The organism is Collinsella sp. TM06-3 (assembly GCF_003436395.1).
Classification (GTDB): domain Bacteria; phylum Actinomycetota; class Coriobacteriia; order Coriobacteriales; family Coriobacteriaceae; genus Collinsella.
On record NZ_QSPG01000022.1, the window covers coordinates 15,614 to 32,308 of the forward strand.

The 16,695-nt window shown below is 58.4% G+C and carries 15 protein-coding genes; 7 read left to right on the forward strand and 8 right to left on the reverse strand.

Annotated features, from left to right (window positions below; genetic code table 11):
* Positions 1-105 precede the first annotated feature (105 nt).
* Positions 106-1,110 carry a helix-turn-helix transcriptional regulator gene (locus tag DXD56_RS08245; RefSeq protein WP_117640854.1) on the reverse strand — a complete coding sequence of 335 codons (1,005 nt, stop codon included), beginning with the start codon at positions 1,108-1,110 and terminating at the stop codon, positions 106-108.
* A 297-nt stretch (positions 1,111-1,407) separates the two neighbouring features.
* Between DXD56_RS08245 and guaA the strand changes: the two genes are divergently transcribed.
* Entirely contained in the window at positions 1,408-2,388 is a 981-nt protein-coding gene (gene guaA, locus DXD56_RS08250; protein WP_117640855.1) for a glutamine-hydrolyzing GMP synthase, read from the forward strand.
* 116 nt (positions 2,389-2,504) lie between these two features.
* On the opposite strand, the gene DXD56_RS08255 is transcribed toward guaA, so the two are convergent.
* Both DXD56_RS08255 and DXD56_RS08260 read right to left on the reverse strand, forming a co-directional pair.
* Entirely contained in the window at positions 2,505-3,653 is a 1,149-nt protein-coding gene (locus tag DXD56_RS08255; protein WP_117640856.1) for a HAMP domain-containing sensor histidine kinase, read from the reverse strand.
* The gene (locus DXD56_RS08260; protein WP_233524969.1) at positions 3,650-4,324 is read right to left on the reverse strand and encodes a response regulator transcription factor; all 675 of its coding nucleotides are present in this window, start codon (positions 4,322-4,324) and stop codon (positions 3,650-3,652) included. The genes DXD56_RS08255 and DXD56_RS08260 overlap by 4 nt, the downstream gene beginning before the upstream one ends.
* A gap of 91 nt (positions 4,325-4,415) precedes the next feature.
* On the opposite strand from DXD56_RS08260, the gene DXD56_RS08265 reads away from it, so the two are divergent.
* The 5 genes from DXD56_RS08265 (at position 4,416) to DXD56_RS08285 (ending at position 11,858) form a co-directional block, all read left to right on the forward strand.
* Positions 4,416-4,562, forward strand: coding sequence for a CD1871A family CXXC motif-containing protein (locus DXD56_RS08265; protein ID WP_197032826.1), 147 nt, complete (start codon positions 4,416-4,418; stop codon positions 4,560-4,562).
* Positions 4,555-5,466: a 4Fe-4S binding protein gene (locus tag DXD56_RS08270; RefSeq protein ID WP_117640858.1), complete on the forward strand. Its 912-nt coding sequence runs from the start codon at positions 4,555-4,557 to the stop codon at positions 5,464-5,466. Before DXD56_RS08265 ends, DXD56_RS08270 begins: the two co-directional genes overlap by 8 nt.
* A gap of 35 nt (positions 5,467-5,501) precedes the next feature.
* Complete coding sequence (locus DXD56_RS08275) at positions 5,502-6,464, forward strand: redoxin domain-containing protein (protein ID WP_117640859.1); 963 nt, start codon at positions 5,502-5,504, stop codon at positions 6,462-6,464.
* A 226-nt stretch (positions 6,465-6,690) separates the two neighbouring features.
* Positions 6,691-8,382, forward strand: a complete 1,692-nt coding sequence (locus tag DXD56_RS08280; RefSeq protein WP_117640860.1) for an FAD-dependent oxidoreductase — start codon at positions 6,691-6,693, stop codon at positions 8,380-8,382.
* Positions 8,383-8,603: 221 nt separating this feature from the next.
* Positions 8,604-11,858, forward strand: coding sequence for an ABC transporter ATP-binding protein/permease (locus tag DXD56_RS08285; protein ID WP_117640861.1), 3,255 nt, complete (start codon positions 8,604-8,606; stop codon positions 11,856-11,858).
* Between the two features lie 74 nt (positions 11,859-11,932).
* Here the strand turns inward: DXD56_RS08285 and DXD56_RS08290 are convergent, their stop codons facing one another.
* A complete protein-coding gene (locus DXD56_RS08290) occupies positions 11,933-13,066 on the reverse strand; it encodes a hypothetical protein (RefSeq protein WP_117640862.1) in 1,134 nt (377 codons plus the stop codon).
* Positions 13,067-13,129: 63 nt separating this feature from the next.
* A complete protein-coding gene (locus DXD56_RS08295) occupies positions 13,130-13,657 on the reverse strand; it encodes a DUF3592 domain-containing protein (RefSeq protein ID WP_117640863.1) in 528 nt (175 codons plus the stop codon).
* A 123-nt stretch (positions 13,658-13,780) separates the two neighbouring features.
* Between DXD56_RS08295 and DXD56_RS08300 the strand changes: the two genes are divergently transcribed.
* Positions 13,781-14,734: a tRNA-dihydrouridine synthase gene (locus tag DXD56_RS08300; RefSeq protein ID WP_117640864.1), complete on the forward strand. Its 954-nt coding sequence runs from the start codon at positions 13,781-13,783 to the stop codon at positions 14,732-14,734.
* Positions 14,735-14,865: 131 nt separating this feature from the next.
* Here DXD56_RS08300 and DXD56_RS08305 read toward each other — a convergent pair whose 3' ends face one another.
* The 3 genes from DXD56_RS08305 to DXD56_RS08315 all read right to left on the reverse strand — a co-directional run bounded on the left by DXD56_RS08305 (position 14,866) and on the right by DXD56_RS08315 (position 16,573).
* Positions 14,866-15,132: a ribbon-helix-helix protein, CopG family gene (locus DXD56_RS08305; protein WP_055252530.1), complete on the reverse strand. Its 267-nt coding sequence runs from the start codon at positions 15,130-15,132 to the stop codon at positions 14,866-14,868.
* Positions 15,133-15,447: 315 nt separating this feature from the next.
* The gene (locus DXD56_RS08310) at positions 15,448-15,693 is read right to left on the reverse strand and encodes a glutaredoxin (protein ID WP_117640865.1); all 246 of its coding nucleotides are present in this window, start codon (positions 15,691-15,693) and stop codon (positions 15,448-15,450) included.
* 52 nt (positions 15,694-15,745) lie between these two features.
* Entirely contained in the window at positions 15,746-16,573 is an 828-nt protein-coding gene (locus tag DXD56_RS08315; protein WP_117640866.1) for a TipAS antibiotic-recognition domain-containing protein, read from the reverse strand.
* Positions 16,574-16,695 lie beyond the last annotated feature (122 nt).

The window sequence follows — 16,695 nt, forward strand, 5'->3', positions numbered from 1 at the left end:
AAGACGCTTCGTGGCGGTAGTGCCGTTCAAGGGTCAAAATGTCCAAATTGATCGAGCGAAGCGCCGGGTTCCGGAACGCGTTCGATGCGCTTGGCAGCCCGGTCGCTAACGCAACATGTGCGCGACCAGCTCGGCGCGTGTGCCGATGCCAAGCTTTGCGTATACGCCGGATAGGCGGTTTTTGACGGTGCCCGGCGATACTCCCATATGGCGTGCGATTTCAGCGTTGGTCCATCCGCGGCAGGCGAGCATGGCCATGGTGAACTCTGTGGTTGTTAAATCGTCGGCAACGTCCTCGCCCGAATCGGGGTTGTGGATGCGCCGCCAGCCGTAGCTGAAGTGGTACGTGATCTCGATGATGCGTGCGAAGTCGTCAGGGTATTGCGTTTTTAGGCATGCCTCGATGAGCCCCTGCAAAAGGCCGTGGTGCTCGCCGATGAGCTCGATAAGGCCGTCGGGACGCGCAATGTTCCAAGCAGCTCCGAAATGCGTCCTTGCGGCGTCGACGTCTTTGAGACTCATGCAGGCCATGGAAGCTGCCAGGTGCAGGAACAGTTCCGAGATGGGATAGCTTCCCTGTTTCATGATCAGGGCGTTTTCCGCCATGCCCAGACTGCGGCCATATTCGCCGCGCAGGTACAGGGCATGCGCCATCACGTAGCTGGCGAACAGTCGCAGGCCTTCGGGCAGATGCGCCGCAAGCGGATAAAACTCTTCGGCAGAATACGGGGAAGGCAAGTGCAGCAGGACGCTCGCGGCCGAGGCGAACAGGATATGCGTGGCGTGGACGGCGGGTGATTCCTCGTCGGCCGGCGTATCGAGGATGCCCGCAAGGCACCGGCGGGCGTCGGCGATACGGTTGAGCGACAGACTGGCGTATCCGCAGATAAAGCATGCGGAATAGCGCAGTGCGGGATCGGTGGCGTCAAGATAGGGGCGCGCCGTCTTGGCAGCAAGGGTGGCCTGTCCGCGAAAGTACAGCGCTTCTGCCGTGGCAATGGCGCGCGAATCGGGGTCGGAAATGCCTGCAACCGCAGCGTCCATCTGCCCCGGCACAAAGGCAGTGCACATCAACGGCATGGGAACGCATGGGTAGCCATCGCAGTCCATCTTCCATCTCCCAACAGCTGGCAACAATAGCAGCAATTGTACTCCTGTTGCTCGGGACTTGAATTTGTGGGTATCGCCTACGATTGTGCCGAACGTATAAAGGAAGAGTCTATTGGCGATGCTCCCAAGGTGGCTATCGAAGCCTAGCTGACCTCGACATTAGGAAAAAATACCACCCCTGTAAAAAGCTCTGTCGCAGCGATGGGAAACGCATCTCGTTCTGCATATAATGAGGTCATGTGACGGTGCGTTTGCATACGTGTAACGCATTCCCATCGAACCGAAAAGGAGCTCTGCATGGATCCCAACAAGCGTCCCGACGACATGGTGCGTATCACCACTCCCGAACTTGCCCAGGCGTTCATCGAAGAGCAGGTCGCTGCAATCCGCGAGCAGATCGGCGACAAGAAGGTCCTGCTGGCCCTTTCGGGCGGCGTTGACAGCTCCGTTGTCGCGGCCCTGCTCATCAAGGCCATCGGCAAGCAACTCATCTGCGTGCACGTGAACCACGGCCTGATGCGCAAGGGCGAGAGCGAGCAGGTCGTCGACGTCTTCAAGAACCAGATGGACGCCAACCTGGTCTATGTTGACGCGACTGATCGCTTCCTGGATAAGCTCGTGGACGTCGAGGAGCCCGAGGCCAAGCGTAAGATTATCGGCGCCGAGTTCATTCGCGTGTTCGAGGAGGAGGCCCGCAAGGTTGGCGACGAGGTTAGCTTCCTCGCCCAGGGCACCATCTATCCCGACATCCTGGAGTCCCAGGATGGCGTGAAGGCTCACCACAACGTGGGCGGCCTGCCCGAGGACCTGCAGTTTGAGCTCTGCGAGCCCGTCAAGCTGCTGTACAAGGACGAGGTGCGCGTCGTGGGCCGCGAGCTCGGCCTGCCCGAGAACATGGTTGAGCGTCAGCCGTTCCCCGGTCCTGGCCTGGGCGTCCGCTGCCTCGGTGCCATCACCCGCGATCGCCTCGAGGCGCTGCGCGAGGCCGACGCCATCGTGCGCGAGGAGATCGACAAGGCCGGTCTGACCATCTGGCAGTACTTCGCTGTGGTGCCCGATTTCCGTGCTACCGGTGTGCGCGAGGGCAAGCGCGCCTACGACTGGCCCTGCATTATTCGCTGCATCAACACCGTCGACGTCATGACCGCCGAGGTGCCCGAGCTCGACTGGGCGCTGCTCAAGCGCATTACCGCTCGCGTGACCGCCGAGGTCCCCGGTATTTGCCGCGTTTGCTACGACCTTACGCCGAAGCCCGTCGGCACGGTCGAGTGGGAGTAAGCTAGCTCAGCTGGTCGGCGATGAGAACTAGCAGATGTGACAAAGGGACAGCCCCTTTGTCACATCTTCGATGTTGCGTGCGGGATGGTGTGCCACACGGCGTGCCGTCCCGTTCGTTATTTTAATGAGCCGGGTGCGCGTGCGGGAAGGGTTACGAGCATGGTCGTTCCGCGCTCCGAGCTCTCTTCGACCTTGATGGAGCCGCCGTGGAGCGCGGCGATCTCCCAGACCAGCGCAAGCCCCAGCCCCACGCCGCCATATGCCCTGCTGCGCGATTTGTCGACGCGAAAGAAGGGCTGAAAGACACTCGTCTGGTATTGCTCGGGAATGCCCGGCCCTTGGTCACGCACACGTAGCAGCACGCGGTCGTCTTCGGTGCAGGCGTTGATTTGCACGGTCGAGTTGGGCGCGCTGTAGCGTATGGCGTTTTCGGCCAGGTTGAACAGTAGCCGATAGATCAGCGTGTCGCTGCCGATTGTCTGCGCGTCGCCCTCGCTTGTAAGCGTGATGTCTTTTTGCTCGGCAAGGGGCGCCAGGTCGGTGAGCACTTCTTCGATCATTGGCGCTAGGTCAATCGCATCGTTGCAGGGGACGCTGCGCAGCTCGCTCATCTCGAGCAGGGTCTTTGTCATGTGCGTCATTCGTTCGGTCTGCTCCTGCAGCAGCCGGAGCAGGCTCGCTGTATCCGCATCGGCGTCGGGGTGCTCGGCGCAAAACAGTTCAACCTGGGCCTGCATGAGCGCAAGTGGCGTGCGCAGCTCGTGCGCCGCATTGCCCGTAAACTGTTTTTGTGCGGAAAATCCCTCGTCAAGGCGAGAAATCATGTCGTTAAACGATGCGCTGCAGCGCCTGAGTTCAGAGGGCACGTCCTCGCTGATCTTTGTGTCGGCGAGGTTGTCGGGCCGCACGCTCTCGACTTGCGTCGCAAAGAAGCGCAACGGCCGCAGCGCATGTCCGCTCACAAAGTAGGCCAGCACGCCGCCGAGCAGCGTCACCGCCGCAGTTATATACCAGCTCGTCGCGCCAAACGATTCTTGGGCGTCGTTCACGACGATGGTCAGCGCGTCGTCGAGCTCTTTGTTTGTCGGGTCAAATGAGCTGGGCGAGGCCGCCTCCACCTTGCTGTGCGCCGATAGTTCATTGCCGATCGAGTCCATGTAGCGCATGCCGGAGTAGCCAACCAGACAATTCATAAGTACGCAGGTCGAGCATACCAGCAGGGCCGTCATTAACGTGATGCGCCACTGCAGCGACAGCCGCTTCATTTGCCGTCCTCCATAACGTAGCCTTCGCCGATTCGGTTGCGGATGGGGTCGTGCCCCAACGCACCGCGCAGCTTTTTGCGCAGCGACGAGATATGCACGCGGGTCGCGTTGCTAAAGCTGTTGACGCTGCTGTCCCAAACGTGGTCGATAAGCTCCTCTTGGCTTACCGGTCGCCCCTGATTAAGCATCAGGTATTCCAAGATTCCCGTTTCCTTGCGCGTAAGAGATAGAGCTTCGCTGTTCACGGAAGCGATGCGCGCCTTGGTGTCAAAGCTCAGCGATCCGCAGGTCAGGATAACATCGCTTTGCGTAAAGCGCCTGAGCGTGAGGCTGCGGATGCGTGCCGCCAGCTCGTCTAGATGGAACGGCTTGGTGAGGTAATCGTTGGCGCCGGCATCAAGTCCGGCGACTTTGTCGGATACTTCGCCACGTGCGGACAGAATCAGTACCTTAGTTTCGCAGTCAGTTTTCCTAAGTTCCCTGAGTACGGCCGTGCCGTCGATACGGGGAAGGTTGAGGTCGAGTACCACGAGGTCGAAGGCCTCAACGTTCAGTAGGTCGAGCGCCTCCTGTCCGTCGTGACAGCAGTCGACGCTGTACGCCAAGTTTCGCAAACTGCGTGCGATCGTGTCGCACAGTGCTCGCTCGTCTTCGACGATCAAAATACGCATAACAGTCTCCTTGCACATTCCAAATCGCGCTTAACACGGATTTTATAGTCGGTATGGTCCAATGGGTCGCGAAACGAAAGGAGTGGTCAGATTGTTCAAAGCGATTAAGCCTGTGGCGCAGGTGGCTTTGCTGATCGTTGGGGTAGCCATGGTTGGCTTTGGAATTATGCGCGGCGAGGCAGATGCCGTGCTGGCCAAAGCGATTAGGCTGTGCTTGGAGTGTATCGGAATTGGATAAAAGAAAAAACACCGGATCGCATCTTTTGGCGCGATTTCGTGGATTGATTCAGGCGTCGGCGACGCTTGCGACCAATATTCACCTGCCTAACTTTGCCAAGGGCGGCATCTACCAGGGAGCGGGCAAAGCCGTCTGCGTGCCGGGGCTCAACTGTTACTCGTGTCCGGCGGCCTCGGGTGCGTGTCCCATCGGGTCGTTTCAGTCGGTGGTGGGCTCGTCTAAGTTTAGCTTTTCGTATTACGTCACCGGAACGCTCATTCTAATCGGCGTGCTGCTGGGACGTTTTGTATGCGGCTTTTTGTGCCCGTTTGGATGGCTGCAAGAGCTTTTGCATAAGATTCCCAGCAAGAAGCTCTCCACGAAAAAGCTCAAGCCGCTCACGTACATCAAGTATGCCGTGCTGCTGTTTGCCGTGGTGCTGCTGCCCGTCTTGGTGGTCAACGATGTGGGTATGGGCGACCCGTTCTTTTGCAAGTACATCTGCCCGCAGGGCGTGCTCGAGGGCGCGATTCCGCTGTCCATCATGAACATGGGAATCCGCTCTGCGCTGGGAAAGCTCTTTACCTGGAAGCTCGCGATCCTCATTGTGGTTGCGGTGCTGAGCGTGCTGTTCTACCGCCCCTTCTGTAAATGGATTTGCCCCCTCGGCGCATTTTATGCACTCATGAACAAGGTGTCGTTGCTGGGGATTCAGGTCGATCATTGTAAATGCGTCTCGTGCGGCAAGTGCGCCAGGGTGTGCCAGATGGACGTGGACGTTACGCGTACGCCCGACCATGCCGAGTGCATTCGTTGCGGCAAATGCGTGGGCGCGTGCCCCGTCGATGCTATCAGCTTTCGCTACGGGCTGGGTGTGACGGGCGACAAGCCCGCGCAGCCCACGCAGGCCTGCGAAAACAAATAGGTACCTATATAAGTTTCGATATAAACGGAGGAACCATGAAACTGTCAAAAATTGCGGCCTTGTTGATGCTGCCCGTGCTGGCGCTGACTCTCGCGGCGTGCTCTGCCCCCAAGGGCGACGCGAAGGATGCCACGAGCGGCGATGCGCAGATTGCCGAGCTTGTGGCACAAAAGCCGTCGAGCGCCGAGGAGGCGGCCAAGCTGTACCAGCAGCTGCTGCAAAAGGAAAACGAGATCTTTGCGAGCGATAACGCCCTATGGGAAAAGGTGTTCCTTGCGGCCAACAAAGACACTCCCATGATTGAGGACGGCAAGAACTACGGCGACTTCTTGCTCGATACCATCGAGGGTGCCAAGGACCAGTTTACGGCTGACGAGCTCAAGACGCTTAAGGCCGGCGCGCAGCAGGTCAAGGAGATCGAGGACAAGCTCATGGCGCTGGAGAAGGAGTTCCCCGGATGTGGCAGCACGCCCGGCGAGGGGGAGAGCGTTGATGCTTCGGCCGCAGGGATGACCAACGGCGAGAGCGAGGAGACGAAGTTCCCTAGCTTTAAGGGCAAGGACTTGGACGGCAACGATGTAAACAGCGACGAACTGTTCTCCAAGAACAAGGTCACCGTCATGAACTTCTGGTTTACCACCTGCAAGCCGTGCGTGGGAGAGCTGGGCGATCTGGAGAAGCTCAACAAGGAGCTTGCCGAGAAGGGCGGCCAGGTCGTGGGCGTTAATTCCTTTACCCTCGATGGCAACAAAGACGAGGTGGCCGATGCCAAGGACGTGCTTTCCAAGAAGGGCGTGACGTATAAAAACATCTGGTTTAAGTCGGATAGCGAGGCTGGAAAGTTCACCTCCAACCTGTACTCGTTCCCGACCACCTACGTGATCGACCAGAACGGCAACATCGTGGGAGAGCCGATCATGGGCGGTATCAACTCTGCTGAGCAGCGCGAGGCGCTCAACAAGCTAATCGAGCAAGCGCTCGCGAAGAGCGAACAGTAAATCCGTGGGACAGACAACTGAAGGGGAGTCGCTGGAAACAGCGACTCTTTTTTCTGCTTCGGGGTAGCATCATGGGTATACGTCGAAAGGGCACGCAGCTTTTCGTGCATTGCCTGAGCGGTGCGCGAAGCAACCAAGCTGTGAGTTTTCTTAAGCGGTCTGGGTATGGCAGTGTCAAGAATATCGGCGGCATAAGCGGCTACACGGGAAAGGTGGTGCGTTGGCTATGAAGGTGGTTATCGTTGGAGGCGTCGCGGGCGGCGCATCGGCGGCGGCACGTTTGCGCAGACTCGACGAGCAGGCCCAAATTGTCATCTTTGAGCGCACGGGTTTTGTATCGTATGCCAACTGTGGGCTTCCGTACTACATTGGCGGCGTGATAGAAGAAGAGAGCGCATTGACGCTGCAGTCTCCCAAGGGCTTTTGGGATCGCTTTCGCATTGCGGTCAAGACGAGTCACGAGGTGTTTGCCATCCATCCCGATTCGCATACGGTCGAGGTTCGCAATATGCTGACGGGCGAGGAATTTGTCGAGACGTATGACAAGCTCATCCTGTCGCCGGGTGCAAAGCCGATTCGCCCTGCGTTGCCGGGCATCGACTCGGATAAAATCTTTAGCCTACGCACCGTTGAGGACACGCTGCGTATTCACAGCTATGTTCGAGAGCGGCGACCGAGCAGTGCCGTCGTGATCGGTGGCGGCTTCATTGGCGTCGAGACGGCGGAGAATCTGTGTGAGCTGGGGCTCCAGGTGACCCTTCTACAGCGTCCCGTCCAGCTTATGAACAACCTGGATTACGACATGGCGACCCTTTTGCATACCGAGGTGCGTGAGCACGGTATCGATCTGCGCCTCAAGGCCGATGTGACAGGTTTTGAGGAAGTTGATGGCCGCGTTGTCACCCATGTTGCGGGCGATGACCCTATCGGAGCCGATATGGTGCTGCTTGCCATTGGCGTGGCACCTGAGAACCATCTGGCGCAAGAGGCGGGGCTCGAACTGGGCATCAAGGGGGCTATTGTGGTCAACGACCGCATGGAGACCTCTGCTGCCGACGTGTATGCCGTGGGCGATGCCGTGCAGGTCACGCATCAGGTGACCGGCGAGGACGCGGTCATTTCGCTCGCCGGCCCCGCCAACAAGCAGGGGCGTGTCGTCGCCGATGTCATAGCCGGCATGGACAGCTGCTACCTCGGATCGTTGGGCTCATCGGTTATCAAGGTATTCGACTTGACGGCGGCAAGCACGGGACTATCCGAAAAGGCAGCACACGCGGCGGGAATTGACTGCGACAGCGTGGTCCTGTCGCCCGGTTCGCATGCGGGTTATTATCCGGGTGCAACGCCCATGACCATGAAGGTTGTCTTCGAGAAGCAGGGATTGCGCCTGCTGGGTGCGCAAATCGTGGGCATCGATGGTGTGGACAAGCGTATCGACGTTCTGGCGACTGCCATCCAGGCAGGCATGCACGGCGATAGGCTTAAGGATTTGGACCTAGCATACGCGCCGCCGTATTCATCGGCGAAGGATCCCGTCAATTTGGCGGGCTTTATGATCGAGAACCTCAATCGCGGCATACTGGCGCAGTGGCATTGGGAGGATGAGCCCAACTTGCCACGCGATGGCAGCGTGCAGCTGCTCGATGTTCGTACGGAAGGGGAGTATGAGCGCGGGCATATCGATGGTTTCGTAAACATTCCCGTCGATGATCTGCGCAATCGCCTGGGCGAGCTCGACCGGGCCAAGCCGGTCTACGTGATTTGCCAGAGCGGCATTCGCAGCTACATTGCTTGCCGCATTTTGGCGCAGCATGGCTTTGAGTGCTTTAACTTCTCGGGCGGCTATCGCTTCTTTGCAGCCGTGACTGAGGCTCGCCACGGCAGCGCTAACGTTATGCCGTGCGGGCTCGAAAAGTAGCGCGCATTGGAATGTGACAAAGTGACAGCCTCTTTGTCGCATCGGGGATGTTATATGCGGGATGGTGCGCCATGCGGCGTGCTGTCCCGTTCGTTTTTTGGCGCGGTTCGTTACACTCCTCACTGGTATCGGCCAAAAATGAGGATAGAGTAGGACAAACGCGCCGAACGTGAACGGCGGGGGAGCGGGCGAGCGCGCCCGCGCGAGAGAGGTTGCCGTCCATGCTGGATCTCAGAGTTATTTGCAAAAGGTACGTTACGCAGTCGTTTACGCAGGTAGCGCTCGACAGCGTAAGCCTGTCTTTTCGCGATAACGAGTTCGTAGCCATTCTGGGTCCCTCGGGTTCGGGTAAAACTACGATGCTCAACGTCATCGGTGGACTCGATCATTTCGATTCGGGCGATCTGCTGATCGACGGCATCTCGACCAAGGATTTCAACGACCGCGATTGGGATGCCTATCGCAATAATCGCATCGGCTTTGTGTTCCAGAGCTATAACCTCATTCCGCATCAGAGCATTTTGGAAAACGTGGAGTTGGCGCTTACGCTCACGGGCGTGGGGCATGCCGAGCGCCGCCAACGTGCGCGCAAGGCGCTCGAGGCAGTCGGTCTGGGCGAGCACGTTGACAAGCGCCCGAGCCAGCTTTCGGGCGGGCAGATGCAGCGCGTGGCCATTGCCCGCGCCCTGATCAATGACCCCGAGATTGTGCTGGCTGACGAGCCGACCGGCGCCTTGGATTCAACGACGTCCGTCCAGGTCATGGATTTGCTCAAGGACGTTGCGCGCGACCGTCTGGTCATCATGGTCACGCACAATCCCGAGCTGGCGTACAAGTACGCCACGCGCATTGTCAACCTGGCGGACGGCAAGGTCACCGACGATTCAGATCCCTTTGATGCTGCCGAGGCCGCGCGTCGCGAGGCCAAGCCCACGCGCAAAACCTCGATGAGCTTTGTGACGGCGCTTGGGCTTTCTGTCCGAAACCTCATGACCAAGAAGGGCCGCACGGCCATGACGGCCTTTGCAGGTTCGATTGGCATTATCGGCATTGCGGCGATCCTGGCGCTCTCCAACGGCGTAAACGACTACATCAAAAAGGTCGAGGAGGACACGCTCTCGAGCTACCCGCTGACGATTTCCAAACAAGATTATGACCTGTCGTCCATGATGGGCGGGCATGGGGCTACGGATGACGATACGTCCAAGAACGAGGGCTCGTTCGACGGCAGCACTGACGGCAAGGCTCAGGGGACCGATAAGATTCCTGTGGTCACGGCCGTAAAGGATATGTTCGCAAGCGTTAAGTCCAACGACATGACGAGCTTTAAGGCATGGCTCGATGCCGGTGGCGACGGTATCAATAAAGAGGTCAATGCTATCCAGTACGGCTATGGTGTGACGCCGGTTGTCTATCGTGCGGGCAAGGGCGATGAGAAACCTGTCCGGCTGGTGCCCAACGCTATGACCGAGGCCATGAGCGGAGGCGCGAGCTCGGCGGCAACGGTGAGCATGGATTCCATGGGGACCTCGGTCTTTAACGAGATGATTGACGACCAGAGCCTGCTCGACAGCCAGTACGATGTCGTTGCCGGCCATTGGCCTACGTCTGCCAACGAGGCCGTGATGGTGCTTTCGAGCCGCGGCACGGTGGGTGACTACACGCTCTATAGCATCGGCGCGCTGGATATCGATGAGCTCAACGACCTGGTTAACAGTGCCATGACGGCCGACGGCAAGGTCGAGACGCCCAAGGCCGGCACCGACTTTACCTACGACGATGCGCTGTCCACGACGTTTAAGGTGCTGTCGCCGTCCGATGCCTATCGCAAAAACGAAGAGACCGGCATGTGGACTGACATGTCTGGCGATGCCGACTTTATGGCGGCCAAGGTTGCCGACGGTATTGACGTGCGCATTGTGGGCGTGGTGCGACCCAACGAGGCGGCAAACGCGAGCGCATTGTCCCCGGGCATTGCCTATACGCATGCGCTGACTCGCCAGCTTATGGAGCGTGCTGCCGATTCGCAGATTGTGCAGGAGCAGCTTGCCTACCCCGAGACGGATGTCTTTACGGGCAAAACCTTCGACGAGCTGCAGGGCGAAGCCAAGCAGGGCGTGGATTTGGGCAGTATGTTCAGCGTAGACGAGGCGGCACTGAAGAGCGCGTTCTCTCTCGATTCGTCTGCGCTCTCGGGTGCGGCCGGCGGCATGGACCTTTCTAGCCTTGATTTGTCCGGGCTGGATATTGACCTTTCGGGTGTTGGGCGAGACATCGACTTCGGTGACATCATGGCCAAGGCGCCGGCCCCGGATTTCTCGGGCATCTTTGACGGTCTGGAGCTCACGCCCGAGCAAATGCAGCAGGTGGGAACGCTTGCCAATCAGCTGTTTGAGGGCTTTATGCAGTCCGATCAGTTTAAGGCGCTGTCGCCCGAAGATCTTAAGGATGCGTCAAAGCTTGCTGCCGCATTCTCGGCGTATCTTGAGAATGATGCCGCGGCCCAGCAATACCTGGCTCAGCTCAGGGCACTCGGCGGCGATGCCCTGGCCGAGCGTCTGCAGCAGGTGATGGGCGACTATGTGCAAAAGCAGCTGGCTCCGTATTTGCAGCAGTCTATGGATCAGGTGATGAAGGCGGTCAGCGAGCAGATTGCGACGACGGTATCAACCCAGCTCAAGGCGGGTGCGGCAGGGCTCATGGACCAAATGGCGACGCAGATGTCTTCGAGTTTTGCCAACTTGGCGAGCGCCATGCGCGTGGATGCAAACGCCTTTGCTCGCGCTATCCACTTTAGCATGGACGCTGAGGACCTGAGTTCGCTCATGATGAGCTATGCCAAGGCGTCAAAGCTCACCTACGAAAACAATCTGGCCACGTTGGGCTATGCGGACGAGGCGGACCCCATCTCGGTCAAGATTTTCCCGCGCGACTTTGAGGCCAAGGAGCGCGTGCTCGATCACATCGATGCGTACAACAAGCAGGTCAAAGCCGCCGGCCATGATGAACAGGCGATCTCGTACACCGACTACATGGGTATCATCATGGGTTCGGTGACCGACATCGTGAACACCATCAGCTTGGTGCTCATCGCATTCGTGAGTATCAGTTTGGTGGTGAGCTCCATCATGATCGGCATCATCACCTACATCAGCGTGCTGGAGCGCAAAAAGGAGATTGGCATCCTGCGCGCGATTGGCGCGTCAAAGCGCAACGTGGCCAACGTATTTAATGCCGAGACCTTTATCGAAGGTCTCATTGCCGGCGTCTTTGCCATTGTCGTCGTGGTGGCTGTGAGCCTTCCGGTTAATGCCTGGGCGCTTGCGGCCAAGCAGGTACCCAATCTGATGAGCCTGCCCGTGCAGGATGCGCTGGTGCTTATTGCAGTTTCGGTGCTGCTGACGGTCGTTGCCGGCCTGCTGCCGGCCCGCAGCGCATCCAAGAAAGACCCTGTGGAAGCCCTACGCTCCGAATAATGTGACAAAGGGACAGTCCCTTTGTCACATTGGATGAAAAGGCGCGGGAAGGGGGTGGCCCCTTCCCGCGCCTTCTAGTTTGTTTTGCCCATCAGCGTAATACGGACGCTTGGATGGGTGTACTCGTCAAACTCGTCCTCGGGATCCGTATCAAACGAGTAATACGTTTTGATGAGGTCGTCACTCGTCCTGATAGAGATTCTCTCGTAGAGTGAGCCGTTCAAAAATGCCTGCCTAAACTCTTCGGGGAGTTTCTGCGGTGCCAAGAGCTCGGGGCTCACCGTCTTGACGTCAACGGTTTGAACGGCAGAGGAAAGCTCGTCAAGCTCGCGTTCGATGCGGGCAAGGTTATCCTCGAGGCTCGCGCTGGGGTCGACCTCTGCCGCGTAGCTCACTTCCTTGAGCGTCCCCTTGTTGTCAAAGTCCAGATACGTATAGGTCTTCTGGGCGTCGGAGTCGCCTTCGTGCAGATAGCCGCGGACATGATAGCCGTAATCTTGATATCGCTCGTAGGGATCATCGGCGGACACGTACTCGCATGCGGGCTCTAATGCCTTGCGGGCGATGGCGATCTGCTCGGCCGCGGCCGCGGCGTTCTGTTGCATCTCGATGTTTCCCTGCGCCAGCTGCGGGATATAGGCACCGCACACGATTGCGAGGGGCAGTGCCACAAGCGCGACGATCCACTTTTTTGCACGGGGGATAGGCACGCCACAGGCCTCTGACATGGCTTTTGCGTTGGCAAAGCTTTCGGCAAGCACGTCTGCCGCGGTGGCGACGGCGCCTACGGCAGCGGCGACTTCTGCCGCGCCGCCCAGGTTGCGTGCGGTCTCGTTGTCGCTGTTCTTGAGCAGGCGCGCGGCGGCCTGCGTACCGATAACACCTGCGATTTGTGCCGAGTGGTCTTTCTCAGCCTGCTCGACGACGAGTCGGTGCTGCATTTCTTTCCACTGCTTGCCGCGCATGCCAAAGCGCGGCGCGAGCGCGCAGTAGCAGAAGATGGCGAGCTCGACGACGGTGAGCGCCAAGGCGGTCATCATGCCCGTCTCCTGGAAGCTTTCATGATGGAAGACGATATTGTCAATCATTTCGAAGGGAATGATCAAAAAAGGCAGCACAAACGCCATGGCAAGCGCTGTGCCGGCAATCTTGGGATAGATGCAGTATCGCTGGATACGCTTGCGTTCTTGTTCGGAAAGTGTTGCCATGGCTGATCCTTGGTGTCGTAACGGTCGTTGCGGCGCATGGGGCGCGGGGCGCATCAGTTTGAGCTAGCGCTGGATAAGAACATAGAGCAAGATGCTCATCGCGATGAGCAAGAAGCCTGCGATGTTAAACATCAGTGTGGCAAAGTTGCCCACGATGGGGCGTTCGACATAGCTTTTGTCTGGGTTGCTGGGGTTGTAGTACACGGTCATTTGGCTACCGAGGGGCCAAAGCTGCTCCGCGAGGGTGCCTAGGCGGGCGATGGGGCCTGTCTGCACGTGCAGCCAGCCCTTGGCGTCTTCGTAGGCGGTGGCTTGCGTGCGGATGGGGAGTTCCGACAAGCTTTTGGTCTTTATGCCACGGAATTGTTTTTTCGCGCGGTATTGCGTGCCGCCGACGGCGTATTCCAAAACGGGATACATCCTGCCTTCGCCCATAAAGCGATGGTCGATGACCGTTCCCATGGTCACGGCGGTACAGGCCTTGGCTTTCTTGCGAGCGGCGGCTTTCATGAGCGCGCTCACTCCGATAAGCAGGATGCCGATGCCCCCAACCAAGATGAGCGCGAGCAGGGATATCTGCGACGTGGTCACGGCGTTCTCCTTTGGCGCGATACCGTCATATGTGACTCAGTATAGAGAACCCCCGCCCTCGGTGGGCGTATTATGTGACAAAGGGACAGTCCCTTTGTCACATTGATTTGAGAATGGATGTTGATGTATTTATCGCTGGCTCCTATGGAGGGGATTACCGGGCATGTGTTCCGTCGCGTGCATGCGGAGTGCTTCGGCGCGCTCGATTGTTATTACACGCCGTTTTTGCCGCCGCCGCGGGTGGGCAATCGCTTTGGCGGCAAGGCGTTTAAAGAGGTCGATCCTGCCAACAACCAGGGACTTAACGTGGTGCCCCAGCTGATGTCCAAGAATGCGGACGAGTTTGTGTGGGCGGCGCAGGTGCTTGCCGATATGGGTTACCGCGAGGTCAACCTCAACCTTGGCTGCCCTTCGGGTACGGTGGTCGCGAAGGGCAAGGGTTCGGGCTTTCTGCGCAATTTGGATGAGCTCGAGGTGTTCTTGAGCGACGTGTGCGAACGCTCGCCCTTGCCGGTGTCGGTCAAGACCAGACTGGGGCTCGAATGCGATGACGAGTACGAGCGCGTGCTCGACCTCTATTGCCGAATGCCGCTGGCGGAGTTGATCGTGCATCCGCGCGTGCAAAAGGACCGTTATACGGGCTCACCGCGCAAAGAGTTTTACGGCGAGACGCTGGAACGGGCGCCGTTCCCCGTGGCCTATAACGGCGACATCTTTGATCTTGAGGACATGGATGCGCTGGTGAAGGCCTATCCCGGAACACGCCACGTAATGTTGGGGCGCGGCTTGCTTGCGAATCCCGCGCTGGCTCGCATGGTTAAGGGCGACCCTGCCGCTACCGCCGCTGAGCTGCAACGCTTCCATGACATGCTGTTTGCGGCCTATGCGGACGAGATTGGGGGCAACGCGGTCTTTCGCATGAAGGAGTGGTGGTTCTACGCCAAATGCGCCTTCGCCGATCCCGCGACCGTTCACAAACTCGTACGCAAGACCAAAAAGGTCGATGAATACCGTGCCGCTGTCGACCGTGTCTTTCGCGAGCAGCAGCTTGCGCCCATCGCCCGCTTTTGTGGCTAAATGATCCCTTGGGGACGGAGAAGAACGGATCGCCTGTGCCGGACCCATGCAAAAAACTGTACGCCAGCATCCAAGGATGTCGAAAAATATCGTTTTTGGATGCTGACGTACATGTTTGGTTCGGCAGGGGACTAGGCAATCATTGCATCGAGTGTAATGAGTTCCCTGAGTCGCTCCGTGCGCGTTTGCCCATGGCGCTTTGCCTTTGCGTCAAATGCTTCAAGAACCGATTCGCCCACACGTGCCGATAAAACAACGCTTGGTTCATCGGAAATCGGCGGCCTTCCCAACTTGACGGTGTGGCCCTTCGGCCACTCATCTTTTTCGTATGCCGCTGCGGCTTTTTCTAGCTCACCGGGAGCAAACCCCATCATCTTTTCGAGCTGTTTAGCGTCCATAGCGCCTCCTATCGATCGATTCCGATTTCCCTGAGCACCTTGCGCGTAGGAGGGACAAGGGCGTGGTAAATGATGTAACCATCCCGATCGGGGCAACATCGAGCGATGAGCTCCATGAGGCGGCTTCTCTTTTTGTATACAATTTTGTAGACAAAAATACAAGTAACTAGTCATTTAAGAACGTCCCCAACGACTGCCCACAAATAGCTGTACGTCAGCATCCAAAGATGTCGAAAAATATCGACTTTGGATGCTGACGTACATGTTTGTGCCGTATGGGTTTGTGCGTTGGGGCCGGCCGACCGCAATAGAACGCTAGAGCAGGTTCTTCTGTATCCACGCGATGATGTCGCCCGACTCGTAGAGTGGCGTGCCGTCAATGAACAGGCAGGGAACTTGGCGCTTTCCGCCGACGGCGATGAGCGTCTGCTCGGCATCGGAGTCGATCGAGATGTTGCGCTCAGGGATGGTCACGCCGTTATCGGCCAAAAAGCGCTTGACCTTTATGCAATACGGGCAGCCAGTCATAACGTAGAGCGCGAGTTCATGATCAGTAGCCATGGTGTCTCCAATCGGTTGCGGTTTTGATTGAAATACCCAAAGCCGCCGCAATCTATACGCGGGCCAGCGACGACTCGATGGCCTGTACCAGAAACGCCGTAGCTCCGGTGCCGCAGGGCTTGTCGTAGTAGTCAACAAAGCGCTGATCGGCAAGATAGCCGTGGGCGAGGCCCAGGTATGCTTCGTCTTGGGGTTCGTGTCCCCAGTTAAGGCCAATCCATCGACGGTGCATTGCGACAAGCTTGCGCGCCTCGCTTCCATCCGGTTCGCCGTCGCCCATGGCGATCGAGAGCTGGCCCAGAATAGCGCGTTCAAGTTCCTTCATGTCGTTCCATGTCTCGGGGTCCATGTCCAGCAGTGCCTCGTTTGCTGCATCGACGGCCTCGTCGCCATAGCGCGCCCGCGCCTCGGCACCGTAGCGCTCCTCGTTTTCCTGCACGGTGCGCCAGCGCTCCAATTGCGGCAGCACGGCGCCCATGAGCGAGACGGCTTCGTCGAGCGACATACCGGTGTTTTGTGCCAGGCGCGGGGCGCAATCCTCAATCATGGCCTCCATCGTGGTCTCGTAGGTGTACTTGCCGTGGTCGTAGCACCACTTGCAGTAATGGTCGGTCGTTGCGCCGTGAGCATCGGTGCCGCAGTCGTCGGGCGTGAGTATCATGCCGCAGCTCTGGCAATAGTGCTCGGGCATTTCGAGCAGGTGGGACAGCGGTTCTCCGGTTATGGCGGCAATGAGCTTCATCATGTCGATGCCCGGCGTGACTTCGCCGCGTTCCCAACGGCTGACGGCTTGGCGTGTGACGAAGAGCTTGGCGGCGAGTTGCTCTTGGGTGAGATTGTTGTCGCGGCGGATGGCGATGAGCTTTTCTGCAAAGGCCATGACGGCTCCTTTCTGCTGTTTGTTGCTTTAAGCATACGCGGCGGCCGGCACCCTTCCAAGCAACCGTTGGTTGCACGACGGGGGTTGATTTCCGATCTCAGCCGAACACATTGAGCAAATAG